This is a genomic window from Nocardia brevicatena NBRC 12119, assembly GCF_000308495.1.
In the GTDB taxonomy this organism is placed as follows: domain Bacteria; phylum Actinomycetota; class Actinomycetes; order Mycobacteriales; family Mycobacteriaceae; genus Nocardia; species Nocardia brevicatena.
Genome location: NZ_BAFU01000003.1, coordinates 1 through 16,152, shown reverse-complemented (window position 1 = coordinate 16,152; position 16,152 = coordinate 1). Strand labels below are relative to the sequence as shown.

The window sequence follows — 16,152 nt, the reverse complement described above, 5'->3', positions numbered from 1 at the left end:
ACCAAGCGTGATATCGGCTGCCGCGCAATGCAACTGATACCAAGGATGTGGCGATTGTGTGACAGCTCACAAACCAATTCGGACGCACCCTCTACTTGGCCCCGGCACCGGGATGAGGAAGTTCCCCGGCGCCGGGTGTCAACCAGACAACTGACAGGGGAGACACAATGAACCATGCCCTGACGGGGCTGCCGATCAGAGTGCCGATGCGCTCGCAGGCGGTACAGACGGCGATGACACTGTGGGCGGCGGTCGGTACTTGTGTGGAGATCGATGGGTGTCGTGACCGCGTGCTTATGGAGAACGTCGTCGCGGGTCTGCGCAACCTCGACACAACCCGCCCCGAAGGGGTGAGCGCATGATGGAACGCGCTCCTGCGATCGTCTATGTGAATGCTGTCCTGTCCGAGAGTGTCGAGTCGGACGAGGATCGGATGCATCGGCAGGCGGCACGTCTCGGATACGACATAGTGCAGGCGATCAGGATTGCCAAGGGGCGAGTCGGCGGTCTCGCGCGCCTTGCCGAGGCCATCGGCTTCCACAAGGCCGAAGCCGTGTTCGTGCCCACCATCGAACATTTGGAGGGGCAACTGGACCGGATCGTGCGTACGGCGGACGTGATCGACCTGCACGGCGGCTGCTACGCACGTTGGTCCTCCATCGCCGAGATGGCCGGCGACGCGACCGGCATCCATCACCGTGCCGAGGGCAGTTGATTACCACTGACGCCGAGTCTCGGCGTGTGTCCTGGCCCAGCTCTGTACGGGGATATTTGCGCGGGCAAAGTTGGGGCGCCCGGGGTCATTTTTCTCCGGTGTTTTCGCCGTGGGTGTGTATCTCGGCCAACCGGTCGAATGCGCCCTCGACAACCTTGCCACCCAGGCCGGTGTCTCGCAGGGCAGCACGCAGCCTGTCCAGGTCGACGGCATGGACGGGTTCTTTTTTGTGGAATTTCTCGACGAAATCGGAAAAGGACTCGTCCCGGATGTCGTGGGAGGAATCGGGTATGCATGCTTCGATGGGGTAACCGGGGTGGCGTTCGGTGACGAACGCCTCATACGCTTCCCGATCTACAGGGTCCAGGCAGTCGACCTGGTTCTGTTCGCTCTCTTCGAACATGCCTGCTTCGAGTGCGACGACAAACGTTTCGAGCCATGCCTCGAGGGAGGGGTAGGTGATATCCCGGGACTCGTCCTTGCAGCGGAACTCGATGAGCTGTCCAGGTTCGCCGCCGAAGGCGCCCTGTAGATCGATGCACATATGGTCACCGAATATGTTCGCCAGGAACGGGACCCAATCGGTGCCCCACCACAGATCCTCGAAACCTTGGGTCTCTTTGACCCACACCATATCATCCATGGTGGAGGCGATGTCCTTGGTCGACATCAGAGACCAGAGGGACTCCAGGACTCCGTCGTAGTCCTCGTTCTGTCCGTTACGCCAGGTGAGCAGCTCCCGAAGCAGCGGGGGGAGCTCGCCACCGACACGACGCGCGACCTCGTCGATGTCGGCTCCCGAAGCGCCGGGCATAAGCCCGGCATAGTAGGCGGGTCGGTTCGCCACGAGCCACTGGTCAAGTCGCGCCAGGAGCGGGTGCATGCCGCAAACCTACCGACAGAGCATGCGACTCCTGCCTTCAGAACTGGGAAACCGAACCGTCCTGGTCCGGCCGGCGGCTCTCGATACAGCAAGGGTGAAGGAATAGGAGAGATGGCACGATTGCTCGCGGCCCCGGCTCGGGCATCGGCGCCCGAGGAGTGCGCGGCGGTTCGTTCGGCGGTGCGCGCCTACCGTGATCGACCTCACGTGTCCGGTTCCCGGGCCGGCCGGTTGCTGCGGAGTTCGTCGACGTGCCGGCGTCGGCAGGGTGCCGGCCGAACGAGGTGCTGTCGTTGCGGTGGTCCGATGTCGGTTTGTTGGCCGATCCGGCGACGATAACGGTTACCGGTACGGTCGTCGATCACGGGAAGGTGGCTGCGACGGCATGCATCGCCGGCATGCCGTGAGGGTGAGGCTCCTGCTCATACGGTCGTACTGCCCAGGTTGGCTGTAGAAGCGTTGCCGGTCTTGTTCGGGGATACGACCGATCCTGATGGCCCGGTGTTCACGAACCGGGACGGCGGATGGACGAGTCCGGCGAACCTGCGGCGTTCGCTGCGTGCCGCTCTGCCCGAGGAGCTGCGGTGGGTGACTCCGTACCCATTCCGGCGGACGGTGGCAACAATGGTTCGTGGCGACCTCGGTCCGGCGCAAGCGCAGGCGCAGTTATCGCACGCGAAGCTGTCGACCACCGAGCAGCACTACTCGCAGCGTCGGACGCACGGCCTCGACGTTCGCAGCACGCTCGACCGGTACGCCAAAGGAAGTAACGGATTCGGTCGTAGCGGCCGTTCTCATGAGAACGTCCCTGACCCGTTTGCACCGGTCAAGGACGTTCTGATGTGCGCCCGAAGGGATTCGAACCCCTAACCTTCTGATCCGTAGTCAGATGCTCTATCCGTTGAGCTACGGGCGCGGAACCTATCCAATTATTACCCGGTGACCCGGGCATGGCGGAGGCGAGAGGATTTGAACCTCCGGTCCCCGTGAAGGGACAACTCATTAGCAGTGAGTCCCATTCGGCCGCTCTGGCACGCCTCCTGGAGCCTTCTCTTCGAGGGCACCGGTCCTTTCGAACCGCCGAGCAGAAAGGCTACCCGACGGTGTCCCCGAATCGCAAAACGGCTGGTTGTTCAGCGTAAATTGCTGTCGAACCAGTCGAAGATACGGGTCTGGGAGTCGACCTGTTCGTCGACTCCTTCCTCGTTCTCCTCCTCGGTGGACTTGTCGGCGCGGTGCAGCAGGCCGGGATAGTTGACGACCAGGTTCGCCACCGCCGCCCGCGCGCTCGCCTCGCGCAGTTCCTCCACCTCGTCCGCCGGGGTGGCCTCCTCGGCTCCGAACAGTCCCAGCCAGGGCGCCTTCAGGTGCGGGGCGGCGGTCACCAGGGCCTCGACGTCCTTGGTCAGCGGTTCCTTGATGCCGGCGGCGGCGACGCTCACCGCCGCGCCGATCGGGCGGTTGGTGGCGACCATGAAGGCGGCCGTGCCGGCGGTATCGAAACCGAGTACGCCGATACAGTCCGGAAACACTCCGTGGCGGGTCAGCCAGTCGAAACAGGCATCGAAATCCTCGAACAGTTCGTCGCCGAAGACGCCGGCCGATTCGGCGGTGGCCCGGTGGAACAGGTTGGGCGCCACGATTATCCAACCCTCGGCGGCCAAGGCCTGCATGAGCTCGAGCAACGAACCGGTGAACTCGGGGGCCTCGTGCAGCAGTACGATCCCACCGCGTGCGTGGTGCTCCGGTTCGATCACGGTGATGGGTATCTGCTCGCCGGTCCCCGGCGTGTGCTGCACCCCCGTCGGTTCCTGTTGGGTTCCGTTCGCCTCCTCCTCGGCGCGACGCAACACCGCCACATCGTTATAAGTACCCGACATGGATCCAGCCTAGGGCGAGAACACGGTGACGTGAATAAATTGCCCGGTGAGCAGCCCAAACGTAACGCAATTCGAACCGGAACTATGGTTTAAGCGTGACCGCGTACATTCGAGGAGACCTCGATTCCATTCCGGCGTACATTCCGGGGCGCAGCCATCCCGGCGCGATCAAGCTGGCCAGCAACGAGACCACGCTGGGTCCGTTGCCCAGTACCGCGAAGGCCATCGCCGAGGCGGTCGAGGAGATCAACCGATACCCGGACAACCAGGCCGGGGAGTTGCGGGCCGCCCTCGCCGATTTCCTCGGCGTCGCGACAGCGAATGTCGCGGTGGGTTGTGGCAGTGTCGCGCTGTGCCAGGAGCTGGTGCAGATCACCTGTTCGGCGCCCACCGACGAGGTGCTGTTCTCCTGGCGTTCGTTCGAGGCGTACCCGATCATCGCTCAGGTCGGAAACGCCACCGCCGTCGGTGTGCCGCTCATATCGGGGTCGGTGCACGATCTGGATGCGCTCGCCGCCGCGGTGACCGAACGGACCCGGCTGATCTTCGTCTGCAATCCGAACAATCCCACCGGTACCGCGGTCGGCCAAGCAGCGCTGACCCGGTTCCTCGACTCGGTGCCGGCGCATGTGCTGGTGGCGCTGGACGAGGCGTATTTCGAATATCTGCGACCGGACCCCGAGGACCGCCTCGACGGTGTCGAGCTGGCCCGCACCCGACCCAATGTGGTTGTGCTGCGTACCTTCTCCAAGGCGTACGGACTGGCCGGACTGCGAGTGGGATACGCGGTGGGCGCGCCCGAGGTGATCACCGCCCTGCTCAAGGTGCATATTCCATTCAGTGTGAGCCGGGTGGCGCAGGCGGCGGCCATCGCGTCCCTGCAGGCCCGGCACGAACTGCTCGACCGCACCGAGCACGTTATCGCCGAACGCGAGCGGATGCGCGACGCGCTGCTCGCCGCTGGGTACCGGGTGCCGCCCAGTGAGGCCAACTTCGTCTGGCTCGACCTCGGCGCCGGGGCCGCGGCGTTCACCGAGGCGAGCGCGGAAGCGGGGGTGTTGGTGCGGGGCTTCGCCGGGGATGGTGTTCGGGTCACTGCCGGTGATCCGCACGAGAACGACCTCTTCCTGCGGTTCGCGAGCGACCCGAAAACGGCCGAGCGGTTCGCCGGGGAATGAGGTCCGCCCGCTGCTCAGGCGGTGATCCCCAGCCCGGCCGCGACGGTGGGCCAGGAACGGACCAACTCGTCCGCCCAGTACGGCCACGCGTGCGTGCCGGTGGGACGGAAATGAGCCGTATAGGGGATGCCGACAGTGTCCAGGCGCGCGGCGATACGACGGGTGCAGATGGCAGTGGCGGCCTCCAGCGGGCCACCGAAACCGACGGCCGTGGGAAATTCGGGGGCGCCGAGCACATCGTGCTCACCGGGGAGTCCGCTGCCGACCGAAAGGTAGATCGCCTTGCCGCGTAGGGCTTCGGCGTACAGGGTGACATCGTGGTCCAGCCAGGCGGGATCGTCGGGCGGGCCGAACATATTGTCGGGATCGCCGTCATAGGTGGCGACGACGGCGCGGGCCTGTACCTGACCGAGATCGGTACCGGTGGAGAAGCAGCCGCTGTGCGCCGCGACGGCCGAGTACAGGTGCGGTTTGCGGGCGGCCAGCATCATGGCGGCTTCCGCGCCCATGGAGACGCCCATGACGGCGTTACGGCCGTTGCCCTGGAACTCGGCGTCGATCAGGGGCGGCAGTTCCTCGGTGAGAAAGGTTTCCCACATATTGGTGCCGAGTACGGGGTCGGGTCTCTGCCAGTCGGTGTAGAAGCTGGCCGGGCCGCCGACGGTGAACACGACGTTGACGTTCTTGTCGGCGTAGAACTCCGCGGCCCGGCCACGGTCGAGCCAGTTGTTGCCGTAGGGCAGGGTGGCGCGGCCGTCGAGCATATAGACGGTGGGCCGCGGCGCGCTCCGGTCGCGCGGCAACAGCACCAGCACCTCGACCGTCCGGCTCATGGCGGGGGAGTCGACGTGCACCCGGAGCAGGCGATCGTTGACCTGGGTGATGCGGGCGACCTTCGCACCGGGCGTCATCGGCCGGGTCTGCTCGGCGGGGCCTGGACCGTCGGACGAACCGGTGTTGGGCTTGTCCGGAGCGGCGGGGACCGGCGGTGCGGCCACGGTCGCACCGGCCAGCAACATGGCACTCAGTAACGTGGTGGCCAGACCGGGCAGGAGGCGGTGCCGAGTCAGCATGCGCCTATCCTGCCAGAGCGCACGACCGGGAAATCCGCGCCGCCGATGCGGATAGGGCCTGATCAGCGCGCCGGGGCGATTTCGAAGAGGTTCACCTTGTAGGTCGTGATCGGCGGCGGGACGAGGAGGCGCAGAATCTTCGGGCCCAGGCGATAGCGCATCGGCCAGGTGCGGGCGACCGCCTGCTGCGGTGAGGCGAAGTCCCGAGACTCGAGCAGACGCAATCCGCACTGTTCGAGGCTGCGCGGGTCATCGCAGGTCCACTGCATCCGGGCCTGTACCGCCTGGAAGACCGGGTTGCGGTCCTGGGTCCGCATCATCGCCGCGCCGCCGGTATCGACGGCGAACCTGCCGCCTCCGAACGCCGAGGCCAACTGCCGCACGGCGGCGTGCACCTCTTCGACCGGGAAGTACAGCAGTACGGCCTCGCTGAGCAGGAAGTAGGGGCCGGGGTGCTCGGCGATTCGGGCGAACCAGTCCGACTCGAAGATCGAGCCGGCGATCATGGTATAGCGTTCGCCGTCGTCGAAGAATCTGCGCCGCAGCGCGATGGTGTCGGGCATGTCGAGGTCGAACCAGCGCAGTCGACCGTTGTCCAAGCGGTGGAACCGGGTGGACAGACCGCATCCGATATCCACCACCGTCGCCTCGGGATGGTCGGCGAGGAAGGCACGCACATATCCGTCGAAGATCGACGCCCGCAACACGGAACCCGCCAGGGACGGTCCACGGAACTTCCCGAAGTCGTAGTCGATCGCGTCGACGAGCTCGACGGCCTTGGTATCGCCGAGTGCGCTGTGTCCGCGGCGCGCGTCCAACGCGCGCCCATACAGCGGGATCAACAGCGTCTCTTGCACCTGGCCGAGGGATATCGTTTCGCCCATCGGCCCATAGTAAGTTAGGCGTGCCTAATCGGGCAGGGAATATTTCGGCGCCCAGGCGTATAGGGTCCGAGCCGGCACAGCCTCCCCGGCAGCGGTGACAGCGTCCGGTAGCCTTTCTCCGGCAGCATGTTACGAACACCGCGGCCATTACGGCTAACGTGTTCAGCGCAACCGTCACCGGACATTGCCGGCCCTGAGCCGCAGACGAACGTCGGCCCGATCACGGCGACGCCGAGGGAATGAGCACCGTATGGGGCCCACTGCCACCCCCGATCCGACGAGCCACGAAACGACCGAGCGCCCCGCTTCCCTCTACGAGGCCGTCGGCGGGCTCGACGGCCTGCGCAGGCTCAGCGACACCTTCTACGACACGGTCCTGGCCGACCCTCTGCTGGCCCCCGTGTTCGCCAACTTCACCCGCACCCATATCGAACATATCGCGGTCTGGCTCGCGGAGGTCTTCGGCGGCCCCACCCGCTTCACCGACGAACTCGGTGGACACCAGGCGCTGCTTCGCGTCCATCTCGGTCTCGCCATCACCGAGGAACAGCGCCTGCGCTGGATGGAGCTGATGGTCGACGCCGTGGAGCGGGAGCTTCCCGACGACCCCGCCCTGCGCCGCACGGTCATCGCGTACTTCGACTGGGGCACCGCCATCGCACGCGAGGTATCGGCCGACCCGGCCGATACCGACCTCGGCGAGCCGGGCCCGACCCCGCGTTGGGGGTGGGACGGGCTCGTCTGAAATCTGCGGAGACGGAGGGATTTGAACCCCCGGTCGCTCTCACGACTCTCGCTTTCAAGGCGAGTGCATTCGGCCGCTCTGCCACGTCTCCAGGCCCCTGATGGTAACCGATCCACCGAGCCGTTCGAGCGGTACTCGGTTACCACCCGACCCGCTCACCGCTGTATCGCGAGCAGATTGCGGTCGACCCCCGCGAGATCGACGCAGCCGGAAAGGCCCATGGCCGAATCGAAATCGGCGAGCAACAGGCGCAGGGCATGCCGCACACCCTCGCGACCGGCCATCCCGAGCGCATAGGCCCAGGGGCGCCCGTAGAGGACCGCCTTGGCGCCGAGCGCCAGCGCCACCAGCACATCCGATCCGGTGCGGACACCGGAATCGAACAGCACATCGGCACGGTCCCCGACGGCCGCGACCACGGCCGGCAGCGCGTCCAGCGCGGCGATCGCATTGTCCACCTGGCGGCCACCGTGATTGCTGACCACCACGGCATCGGCTCCCGCGTCCACGACCAGTCGAGCGTCGTCGGGATGCAGCACTCCCTTCACCGCGATCGGCAGATCGGTCCATTCCCGCAGCCGCGCCACATCGGCCGGACGCAGTGTGTGATTGCCGAACAGGCCCACCCAGGTCAGGATGGCGAGCCGCATGGCGTCCTCGCTCTCCTCCGGCGGGGTGGACAGCTTCGCCCGGAACACCGGATCGGCGAGGTAGTTGGCGATGCCCTTGCCGAGCAGGAACGGCAGATGCGCCAATTCGAGGTCGCGCGGCCGCCACCCCAGCGAGGGCGTGTCCACGGTGACCATGATCGCCTTGGCGCCCGCCGTTTCGGCCCGCCGCACGAAGGACCGGGCCAGTTCGTCGTCGGCGGGCCAGTACAGCTGGAACCACCAGTCACCGGCCGCCGCCCCCACCTCCTCGATGGTCGAGGACGACGCCGTGGACAGCACGGTACCGAGCCCCAGCTCCGCAGCGACCTCGGCGACCACCACCTCGCCGCGCTCATGCAGCAGTTCCAGTACCCCGACGGGCGCGGTCAGCACCGGGGCGGCGAGCCGGGTGCCCAATACCTCGACGTTCAGGTCGCGGGCATCCGGTCCACTGGCCGCGCGCAGCATGCGCGGTACGATCCGGTACCGCTCGAAGGCCACCCGGTTGGCCGCGGCGGTCCGTTCACCGGACGCGCTGCCGGCGACATAGGCGTAGGCCCGCGCGTCGAGCAGCTCCCGCGCCCGTTCCTCCAGCCCATCGGCCGTCATCGGCAGTTCGGGCACCAGCCCGCCCATCCCGCGCAGGTAGATCTCGTTCTGAAAATTGATGAAGCCGCTCACATCCGGCAACGCTAGTCCCTGTCCGGGCTCCGCATCGGCGCTCCACGGAATCTCCTGCCGGACCGCGGTGCGCGGCGCGGGGGTGGTGACCTGCCGAATTCGATCGAAACACCATCGGACACACCGTACCCTCCGCTCGTATGCCGCATGGTCGACCGACGGTCCGATACGCGGCGGCGTCCATTCCGCTCCCCGCTCCCGCCACACGCGAGCAAACGACAACCGCGACCGGGGCCGCCGCGCATTGCCCACGCGCCACGCTCCTACGCAGGCTGTCGGTATTTCCCGCCTGTTGCGGCACTATGGGGCGATGCGCGCGATCAACGTGACCGAGTTCGGAGAGCCCGAAGTGATGCAGTGGGGCGAGGCGCCCGACCCCGTCCCCGCGGCGGGCGAGGTGCTGATCGACGTTGCCGCGGCAGGGGTGAACCGCGCAGATCTGCTGCAACGGCGCGGGTACTACCGGCCGCCGCCGGGTGCGAGCGAGATCCCCGGACTGGAGTGTTCGGGGGTGATCGCCGCGGTCGGCGCGGGGGTGGACGAATGGGCGGTCGGCGATCGAGTGTGTGCCCTGCTGTCCGGTGGCGGATACGCCGAGAAGGTGGTGGTGCCCGCCGGACAGGTGCTACCGGTTCCGGAGGGGCTGGATCCGGCGGCGGCGGCCGGCCTGCCCGAGGTCGCGGCCACAGTGTGGTCGAACCTGGTGATGACGGCCGGGCTGCGTTCCGGCCAGTTGCTGCTCGTCCACGGTGGCGGCAGCGGTATCGGTACCCATGCGATCCAGATCGGGGTCCGGCTGGGGGCCCGGGTCGCGGTGACGGCGGGTTCGGCGGCGAAACTGGAACGCTGCCGGGAACTCGGCGCGAGTGTGCCGATCAACTACCGGGACGAGGACTTCGTGGCCGTCGTCCGCGGCGAACAGGGGCTCGGCGGACCGGGTGCCGACATCATTCTCGACAATATGGGCGCCGCCTATCTGCCCCGCAACGTCGAAGCGCTGGCCCTCGACGGGCAGCTGGTCGTCATCGGCATGCAGGGCGGCACCCGCGCCGAACTGGACCTGGGCGCTCTCTTGCGCAAACGCGGTACGGTACGGGCCACGAACCTGCGCGGCCGCCCGGCCACCGGGCGGGGCAGCAAGGCCGATATCGTCGCCGAACTCCGCACACATGTATGGCCGCTGCTCGCGGAGGGCGCCGTCGTGCCGGTGATACACGCCGAGGTGCCGATCACCGAGGCCGCCGCCGCCCATCGCATGCTCGACGAGGCCGATACCTTCGGCAAGGTCGTCCTCCGGGTCGGCGCGGACCGGTAGCTCAGGTGAGCGCGGTGAGCGCGCTGCCGAACTGGTCGATCTCGAACTTCGTGGTGTAGGGGGCCAGTCCGAGGGTGACCGCTCCCCCCTCGTCGTTGACACCCAGCGCGTCCAGCAACCGGCTGCCACCGTGGGTGCCGGCCAGTACGAGGATCCGGTCGCGGGCCAGTTCGGCGGCGATCTTCTCCGCCCGCATCCCATCGATGGTGAAGCTGACGGTCGGGATGCGGGTGGCGGCCCGGCCGATCACATGCAAACCCGGGACCTTGTCCAGCAGGCCCAGCAGATATTCGAACAGCTGCTCGTGGTAGTCCTGCAGCGAGGTGATGGAGACCTCGAGCCGTTCGCGGCGGGAACCGGCGGCGCGTTCGTCCAGAGCGGCCAGATAGTCGATGGAGGCGGTCAACCCGGCCAGCAGCCCGTACTGGTGCACCCCCATTTCGAGCCGCTCCGCACCCTTGGCGTAGGGGCTCAGCGACATGGACGGGATCCGGTCCAGAAACGCCGGATCGCGGAAGACCAGCGCGCCCACCGCCGGCCCGCCCCAGGCGGCCGCGCTCAACGCCACCACGTCGGCGTTGAGTTCCTCGATATCGACCAGCGCGTACGGCGCCGCGCCGAGCGCGTCCGCGACCAGCAGCCCGCCCACCTGGTGCACCCGGTCCGCCGCGACCCGCACGGCGGGCGCGGACCCGACGATCGGGGAGGCCGCGGTCAGGGCGACCAGTCGCGCGGTCGGGCCGATCAACTCCTCGAACTGCCAGGACGGCATCTCACAGGTTTCGATCTCCACCTCCGCCCAGCGCACGTGGGCGCCGTAGCGGTTGGCGATCCGCAACCAGGGGGCGACATTGGCCTCGTCGTCCAGCCGGGACAGCACGATCCCGGTGCCCAGCCCCAGCCGGGAGCTCAGTGACTCGGCCAGACAGGCCAGCAGGACCGCCCGATCCGCTCCGAGCACCACCCCCGTCGGATCGCCGCCCACCAGATCCGCGACGGCCTCGCGCGCCGACTGCAGGATCTCGGCGCTGTGCCGGTTCACCGGGTGCGTCCCGCTGTGGGAGAAGGACGTGGTGCGGAAGCCGGTCGAGACCGCTCGCGAGACCGACTCCGGGACCAGCATGCCCGTTTGCGGGGCCAGATGGGTCCACCCGTCGCCCAGGGACGGTATCAGGCCCCGAACCCGCGCGACGTCGTAAGTCATGCTGGCCACTTTAAGGCCAGCGGCCATGACCCGGTAACCCTGGTCGGCGGCGGATACGCCCGAATAATCCGGGCCGACACCACCGGCTTTAGCGTCTTCGCGACGAACACGGAATGATGGGGACCATGACGCAATCGGATGATCCCTCGGAACCCGTTGTGGTGATCGGACCGGAAGGCCGTCGACTGGTGCTGCCCGCGAGCCCCGAGCCGGACGCGGCGTACCTCGAGCGCGAGAAATCCGCGGAGGATTCCGACGAGCGCGCGGATTCGGGTGAATCGTTGACGGACATGGTCGAGCAGCCGGCCAAGGTCATGCGGATCGGCACCATGATCAAACAGCTGCTGGAGGAGGTGCGCGCCGCTCCGCTCGACGATGCCAGCCGAACCCGCCTGGCCGAGATCCACAAATCGTCGATCCGGGAGCTGGAACAGGGCCTGGCCCCGGAACTGCGCGAGGAGCTGGAGCGGCTGGCGCTGCCGTTCAGCGAGGAGGCCGTGCCCTCGGATGCCGAACTGCGGGTGGCCCAGGCCCAGTTGGTGGGCTGGTTGGAGGGGCTGTTCCACGGTATCCAGACCGCGCTGTTCGCCCAGCAGATGGCGGCCCGGGCCCAGCTGGAACAGATGCGCCAGGGGGCACTGCCGCCGGGTCTCCACGCCGCCGAGGGGCGCGGCGCGCAGCACGGCCAGTCGATCGGTGGCACCGGACAGTATCTGTGAGCTCCGCGGGATAGGCGAGCACAGCGGTATCCGTGGACCCGGAAAGTACACAGAAGTGTCTGTGAGCACGACATCTGTGTGCGCCTCGGCCACACCGAGGTAGTGTCGTGCACCGTGCCCGCAGCTGCCGCTCGCTCCGACCAGGTAACCGACGAGAACCCAGAGCGCCCCGCCGAGAGCTCGGCGCGCCCTGACGACTCCCCAGTTGCAGATGAGAAGCCTGTGAGTTCCGAAACAACCCCGGTATCCGCGAACGACACCGCCGACCCCGAGACGGTCGACGAACCGGTCCCGCTCGTCAACGACTCGCAGTCCTTCGCCCGCGCCTGGCGGGATGTCCGCGACGGGTTCGCCCAACGAGAGCTATGGCTGTCGTTGGGCTGGCAGGACATCAAACAGCGCTATCGACGGTCGGTGATCGGCCCGTTCTGGATCACCATCGCCACCGCGGTGCAGGCCACGGCCATCGGCATCCTGTACGCGGCGCTGCTCGGCCAGCCGTTGGCCGATTACCTGCCCTACGTCGCGGTCGGCCTGATCGTGTGGAACGTCATCCAGGCAGGCATCCTCGAGGGCGCCGAGGTGTTCATCGCCAATGAGGGGCTGATCAAACAGCTGCCGTCGGCGCTGAGCGTGCACATCTACCGGCTGGTCTGGCGGCAGATGCTGTTCTTCGCCCACAACATGCTGATCTACCTGGTCATCCTGGTGGTGTTCGGCGTATGGCGGGATCTGCACCCGACAGCGATCATGGCGATACCGGCGCTGGCGCTGGTCTTCCTGAACGCCATGTGGGTGTCGATCGTGTTCGGCATCTTCAGCACCCGCTATCGCGATATCGCCCCGATCCTGGGCAGTATGACGCTGATGCTGTTCGTGTTGACCCCCGTCATGTGGAGCACCAAGAGCCTGTACGAGCAGGGTGGTGAGATCGCCAACCGGGCTCGACTCGCCGAGATCGTCCCCACCTACCACTACCTGGAAATCGTCCGGGCGCCGCTGCTCGGGGACGATCAGCAGCTGTATCACTGGGGAATCGTCGGAGCCATTACCGCGGTGGGCTGGATCGTCGCTGTCTTCGCCTTGAAGCAGTACCGGTCGCGCGTGCCGTACTGGGTGTAGGAGGCAGGCGGATCATGACCGATCAGGTAAGTATCGAAACCCGCAGCGCGTGGGTGGAGTTTCCGATCTTCGACGCGAAGTCACGTTCGCTGAAGAAGGCGTTCCTCGGCAAGGCGGGCGGCGCGATCGGACGCAACCAGTCCGATGTGGTGGTCGTGGAGGCATTGCGCGATATCACCCTGTCGCTGAAGGAAGGCGACCGTGTCGGGTTGGTCGGGCACAACGGCGCGGGTAAGTCCACGCTGCTGCGGCTGCTGTCCGGGATCTACGAGCCGTCCCGTGGCAGCGCCCGCATCCGAGGGCGGGTGGCGCCGGTCTTCGACCTCGGCGTCGGCATGGACCCGGAGATCTCCGGCTACGAGAACATCATCATCCGCGGCCTGTTCCTCGGCCAGACCCGCAGGCAGATGCTGTCGAAAATCGACGAGATCGCGGAGTTCACCGAGCTCGGCGAGTATCTGTCGATGCCGCTGCGCACCTATTCGACCGGTATGCGGGTGCGGTTGGCGATGGGTGTGGTCACCTCCATCGACCCGGAGATCCTGCTGCTGGACGAGGGTATCGGCGCGGTCGACGCCGAGTTCATGAAGAAGGCCCGGCTGCGGCTGCAGGAACTGGTCGCCCGCTCGGGCATCCTGGTATTCGCCAGCCATTCCAACGAATTCCTCGCCCAACTCTGCGATACCGCGCTGTGGATCGACCACGGGCAGATCCGGCTGCGTGGCGGGATCGAGGAAGTCGTGCGCGCCTACGAGGGGCCGGAAGCCGGCAACCACGTCGCCGCGGTGCTGCGCGAACTGGAGGCCGAACGCGCCGGGGCGAGCGCGCCGGAGACCGTCCAGGAGGCCGAGACGGCCGAGACGACGGAAAAAGAATTGGAGAAAAACCAGGTATGAGTGAGCCGACCGGCCAGAACACCGCGGCGTCCGCGGATTCGCGGGCAGATGCCGAGGCGGGGGCGGTGCGACCGGCGGCGGGGGCCGCGTCACCTGGGCCGGGGAGCGGGGATCCCGAATCGCGTTCCGGGTCGGCCGTGCCCGAGGCGGTGTCCGTAGGACCCGGGTCCGGCCCGACCGCTGGGGAGAGCGAGGACACGGCATCCGCCGAACCCGCATCGGGCTCGACCACCGGGAAGGACGACGGCGCAGCGGCATCCGCCGAACCAGCGACCGACTCGACCACCGGAGAGAGCGAGGTCGCGGCGTCCGTCGGGCACGCGTCCGACTCGACCGCCGAGGAGAGCGAGAGCACCGCGTCGAAGCCCGAGGCCGATTCGTCCGACTCGGGGACCGTGGCGGCCACCCCCGACCTCCGGGCGTCGGAGAGGGTGCCGCCCGAGCCCGGAGCCGTACTGCCGGAGGTCGAATTCGGGGAGACCGCGAAGATCGTCGCCGTCGTCGTCACGCACAAGCGGCGTGAACTGCTCACCGAATCGCTGAAAGCCATTGCCGTCCAGACCCGCCCGGTCGACCACCTGATCGTGGTGGACAACGGAAACGAGCCCGAGGTGGCCGATCTGGTGCGTGAGCAGTCGGTGGAGACCACCTACCTCGGTTCCGCTCACAATCTCGGCGGCGCGGGCGGTTTCGCGCTCGGCATCCTGCATGCTTTGACGCTCGGCGCCGACTGGGTGTGGCTGGCCGACGACGACGGCCGCCCGGAGGGGCCGGAGGTGCTGGCCACCCTGTTCTCCTGCGCACGCCGGCACCGGCTGGTGGAGGTCTCGCCGGTGGTCTGCGATATCGATGACCCCGACCGGCTGGCGTTCCCGCTGCGTCGCGGGGTGGTGTGGCGTCGGCTGCGCTCCGAACTCGGCGGCGACGATTTCCTGCCCGGGATCGCCTCGCTGTTCAACGGCGCGCTCATCTCCGCCCAGGCCGTGGACGTTATCGGTGTTCCGGATCTGCGCCTGTTCGTCCGCGGGGACGAGGTGGAGGTGCATCGCCGTCTGGTGCGCTCGGGTCTGCCCTTCGGCACCTGTCTGCAGACCGCGTACCTGCACCCCAACGGTTCGGCCGAGTTCAAACCCATCCTCGGGGGACGGATGCACACGCAGTATCCGGACGACCCCGTCAAGCGCTATTTCACCTACCGCAACCGCGGGTATCTGATGTCGCAGCCGGGCATGCGCAAACTGCTACCACAGGAGTGGATCCGGTTCTCCTGGTTCTTCCTGGTTACCCGTCGCGATCCTGCGGGCCTGCGCGAATGGTTCCATCTACGCAGTCTGGGCCGCAACGAGCAGTTCCAGAAGCCGGAGTAGGGCGGCCCGTCCGGGTCGCGAGCCCGCCCCGGTCTCGCCGATATCGGCGCTCTCGGGCGAACCGTCCGCCATTCCTCGACGCGAGGGATCCGCCCGCGACGGGTACATTTTGCGCACAGTAGCAGTCTCGAGAGGAGTTTCATGAGTTACCCCGGCGGCGTCCCGCCTCAGGGTCAGCCCGCGCCGTTCCCCGGACAGCCGCAGGGGCAACCGGGCCGGTTCGCTCCGCCCGGTGCGCCCCAGGGCAGGCAGCCGCCGTTCCCGGGCGCACCCGGTGGTATGTATCCGGGTGGTCCACCACCCGCACCGTACGGCCAACCGGCCCAGTTCGGTGGTCAGCCCGCACCGTACGGTGGGCCCGGGGCTCCCTACGCGCCGCCGGATCAGCAGTTCGGACAGCCGAACCCGGCCGATCCTCCGAGTCTGGTCGTCGACGCGTCGTATATGCCGCTGGCCTTCATCCTGGCCATTACGAAACCGAAGATCCTGGTCAACGGCCAACCGGTGCCGAACACCCGCTGGGGCGCGAACCATATCCCCGTCGGGCCGGGCCAGTACCACGTACGGGTTTCGACGCCGTGGCTGTTCGATATGGGGCCGGCCGAGACCACCGTGCCGGTCAACCCGGGGCCGGGCACCAAGGTCTACTACCGGACCCCCGCCATCTTCTTCATCGACGGCGCCATCGGACCGGTGCCGCAGAAGACTCCCGGCATGGTTGCCGTTTACGTGATCTACGCGGTTGCCGCCCTGTTGATCCTGCTGAACGTCGCGATGTGCGCCGCTGCCGTCGGCGGCGTGTGATTCCCGCGCGTAACTCGCCACCGATGCCTACCCTCT

General features: G+C 67.3%; 16 protein-coding genes and 3 tRNA genes. 10 read left to right on the top strand and 9 right to left on the bottom strand.

Features of this window, described 5'->3' with window-relative positions; genetic code table 11:
• Nucleotides 1-167 precede the first annotated feature (167 nt).
• Together ON20_RS00740 and ON20_RS00735 are read left to right on the top strand one after the other, a co-directional pair.
• A complete protein-coding gene (locus tag ON20_RS00740) occupies nucleotides 168-362 on the top strand; it encodes a hypothetical protein (RefSeq protein ID WP_040832868.1) in 195 nt (64 codons plus the stop codon).
• Nucleotides 359-715 (top strand): hypothetical protein, encoded by a 357-nt coding sequence (locus ON20_RS00735; RefSeq protein ID WP_157228629.1) that lies wholly within the window; start codon nucleotides 359-361, stop codon nucleotides 713-715. Before ON20_RS00740 ends, ON20_RS00735 begins: the two co-directional genes overlap by 4 nt.
• An 85-nt stretch (nucleotides 716-800) precedes the next feature.
• Here ON20_RS00735 and ON20_RS32680 read toward each other — a convergent pair whose 3' ends face one another.
• The 4 genes from ON20_RS32680 to ON20_RS00710 form a co-directional block, all read right to left on the bottom strand.
• Nucleotides 801-1,598, bottom strand: coding sequence for an SMI1/KNR4 family protein (locus tag ON20_RS32680; protein WP_051161321.1), 798 nt, complete (start codon nucleotides 1,596-1,598; stop codon nucleotides 801-803).
• 843 nt (nucleotides 1,599-2,441) lie between these two features.
• Nucleotides 2,442-2,514: transfer RNA gene (locus ON20_RS00720), tRNA-Arg, on the bottom strand.
• A gap of 35 nt (nucleotides 2,515-2,549) precedes the next feature.
• A tRNA-Ser gene (locus tag ON20_RS00715) sits at nucleotides 2,550-2,639 on the bottom strand.
• 92 nt (nucleotides 2,640-2,731) lie between these two features.
• The gene (locus ON20_RS00710) at nucleotides 2,732-3,478 is read right to left on the bottom strand and encodes a dienelactone hydrolase family protein (protein WP_040832866.1); all 747 of its coding nucleotides are present in this window, start codon (nucleotides 3,476-3,478) and stop codon (nucleotides 2,732-2,734) included.
• A 95-nt stretch (nucleotides 3,479-3,573) separates the two neighbouring features.
• Here ON20_RS00710 and hisC point away from each other — a divergent pair, with 95 nt between their 5' ends.
• Complete coding sequence (gene hisC, locus ON20_RS00705) at nucleotides 3,574-4,656, top strand: histidinol-phosphate transaminase (RefSeq protein ID WP_040832864.1); 1,083 nt, start codon at nucleotides 3,574-3,576, stop codon at nucleotides 4,654-4,656.
• A 14-nt stretch (nucleotides 4,657-4,670) separates the two neighbouring features.
• Here the strand turns inward: hisC and ON20_RS00700 are convergent, their stop codons facing one another.
• A complete protein-coding gene (locus ON20_RS00700; RefSeq protein ID WP_040832862.1) occupies nucleotides 4,671-5,729 on the bottom strand; it encodes an alpha/beta hydrolase in 1,059 nt (352 codons plus the stop codon).
• Nucleotides 5,730-5,791: 62 nt separating this feature from the next.
• A complete protein-coding gene (locus ON20_RS00695) occupies nucleotides 5,792-6,613 on the bottom strand; it encodes a class I SAM-dependent methyltransferase (protein ID WP_040832860.1) in 822 nt (273 codons plus the stop codon).
• A 250-nt stretch (nucleotides 6,614-6,863) separates the two neighbouring features.
• On the opposite strand from ON20_RS00695, the gene ON20_RS00690 reads away from it, so the two are divergent.
• Complete coding sequence (locus tag ON20_RS00690; protein WP_051161319.1) at nucleotides 6,864-7,358, top strand: group II truncated hemoglobin; 495 nt, start codon at nucleotides 6,864-6,866, stop codon at nucleotides 7,356-7,358.
• A gap of 6 nt (nucleotides 7,359-7,364) precedes the next feature.
• On the opposite strand, the gene ON20_RS00685 is transcribed toward ON20_RS00690, so the two are convergent.
• Both ON20_RS00685 and ON20_RS00680 read right to left on the bottom strand, forming a co-directional pair.
• Nucleotides 7,365-7,449: transfer RNA gene (locus tag ON20_RS00685), tRNA-Ser, on the bottom strand.
• Between the two features lie 64 nt (nucleotides 7,450-7,513).
• Nucleotides 7,514-8,689: an alpha-hydroxy-acid oxidizing protein gene (locus ON20_RS00680; RefSeq protein ID WP_040832889.1), complete on the bottom strand. Its 1,176-nt coding sequence runs from the start codon at nucleotides 8,687-8,689 to the stop codon at nucleotides 7,514-7,516.
• Between the two features lie 310 nt (nucleotides 8,690-8,999).
• On the opposite strand from ON20_RS00680, the gene ON20_RS00675 reads away from it, so the two are divergent.
• Nucleotides 9,000-10,004 carry an NAD(P)H-quinone oxidoreductase gene (locus ON20_RS00675; protein ID WP_040832858.1) on the top strand — a complete coding sequence of 335 codons (1,005 nt, stop codon included), beginning with the start codon at nucleotides 9,000-9,002 and terminating at the stop codon, nucleotides 10,002-10,004.
• A gap of 1 nt (nucleotide 10,005) precedes the next feature.
• Here ON20_RS00675 and ON20_RS00670 read toward each other — a convergent pair whose 3' ends face one another.
• Nucleotides 10,006-11,208 (bottom strand): cysteine desulfurase-like protein, encoded by a 1,203-nt coding sequence (locus tag ON20_RS00670; protein WP_040832888.1) that lies wholly within the window; start codon nucleotides 11,206-11,208, stop codon nucleotides 10,006-10,008.
• Nucleotides 11,209-11,333: 125 nt separating this feature from the next.
• Between ON20_RS00670 and ON20_RS00665 the strand changes: the two genes are divergently transcribed.
• The 5 genes from ON20_RS00665 to ON20_RS38435 all read left to right on the top strand — a co-directional run bounded on the left by ON20_RS00665 (nucleotide 11,334) and on the right by ON20_RS38435 (nucleotide 16,116).
• Entirely contained in the window at nucleotides 11,334-11,927 is a 594-nt protein-coding gene (locus ON20_RS00665) for a bacterial proteasome activator family protein (protein WP_040832887.1), read from the top strand.
• 222 nt (nucleotides 11,928-12,149) lie between these two features.
• Nucleotides 12,150-13,049, top strand: coding sequence for a galactan export ABC transporter permease subunit Wzm/RfbD (gene wzm, locus ON20_RS00660; RefSeq protein WP_040832856.1), 900 nt, complete (start codon nucleotides 12,150-12,152; stop codon nucleotides 13,047-13,049).
• A 14-nt stretch (nucleotides 13,050-13,063) separates the two neighbouring features.
• Entirely contained in the window at nucleotides 13,064-13,945 is an 882-nt protein-coding gene (gene wzt / locus ON20_RS00655; protein WP_051161317.1) for a galactan export ABC transporter ATP-binding subunit Wzt/RfbE, read from the top strand.
• 455 nt (nucleotides 13,946-14,400) lie between these two features.
• Complete coding sequence (gene glfT1, locus ON20_RS00650) at nucleotides 14,401-15,312, top strand: galactofuranosyltransferase GlfT1 (protein WP_040832885.1); 912 nt, start codon at nucleotides 14,401-14,403, stop codon at nucleotides 15,310-15,312.
• A gap of 141 nt (nucleotides 15,313-15,453) precedes the next feature.
• Nucleotides 15,454-16,116: a hypothetical protein gene (locus tag ON20_RS38435; protein ID WP_040832854.1), complete on the top strand. Its 663-nt coding sequence runs from the start codon at nucleotides 15,454-15,456 to the stop codon at nucleotides 16,114-16,116.
• Nucleotides 16,117-16,152 lie beyond the last annotated feature (36 nt).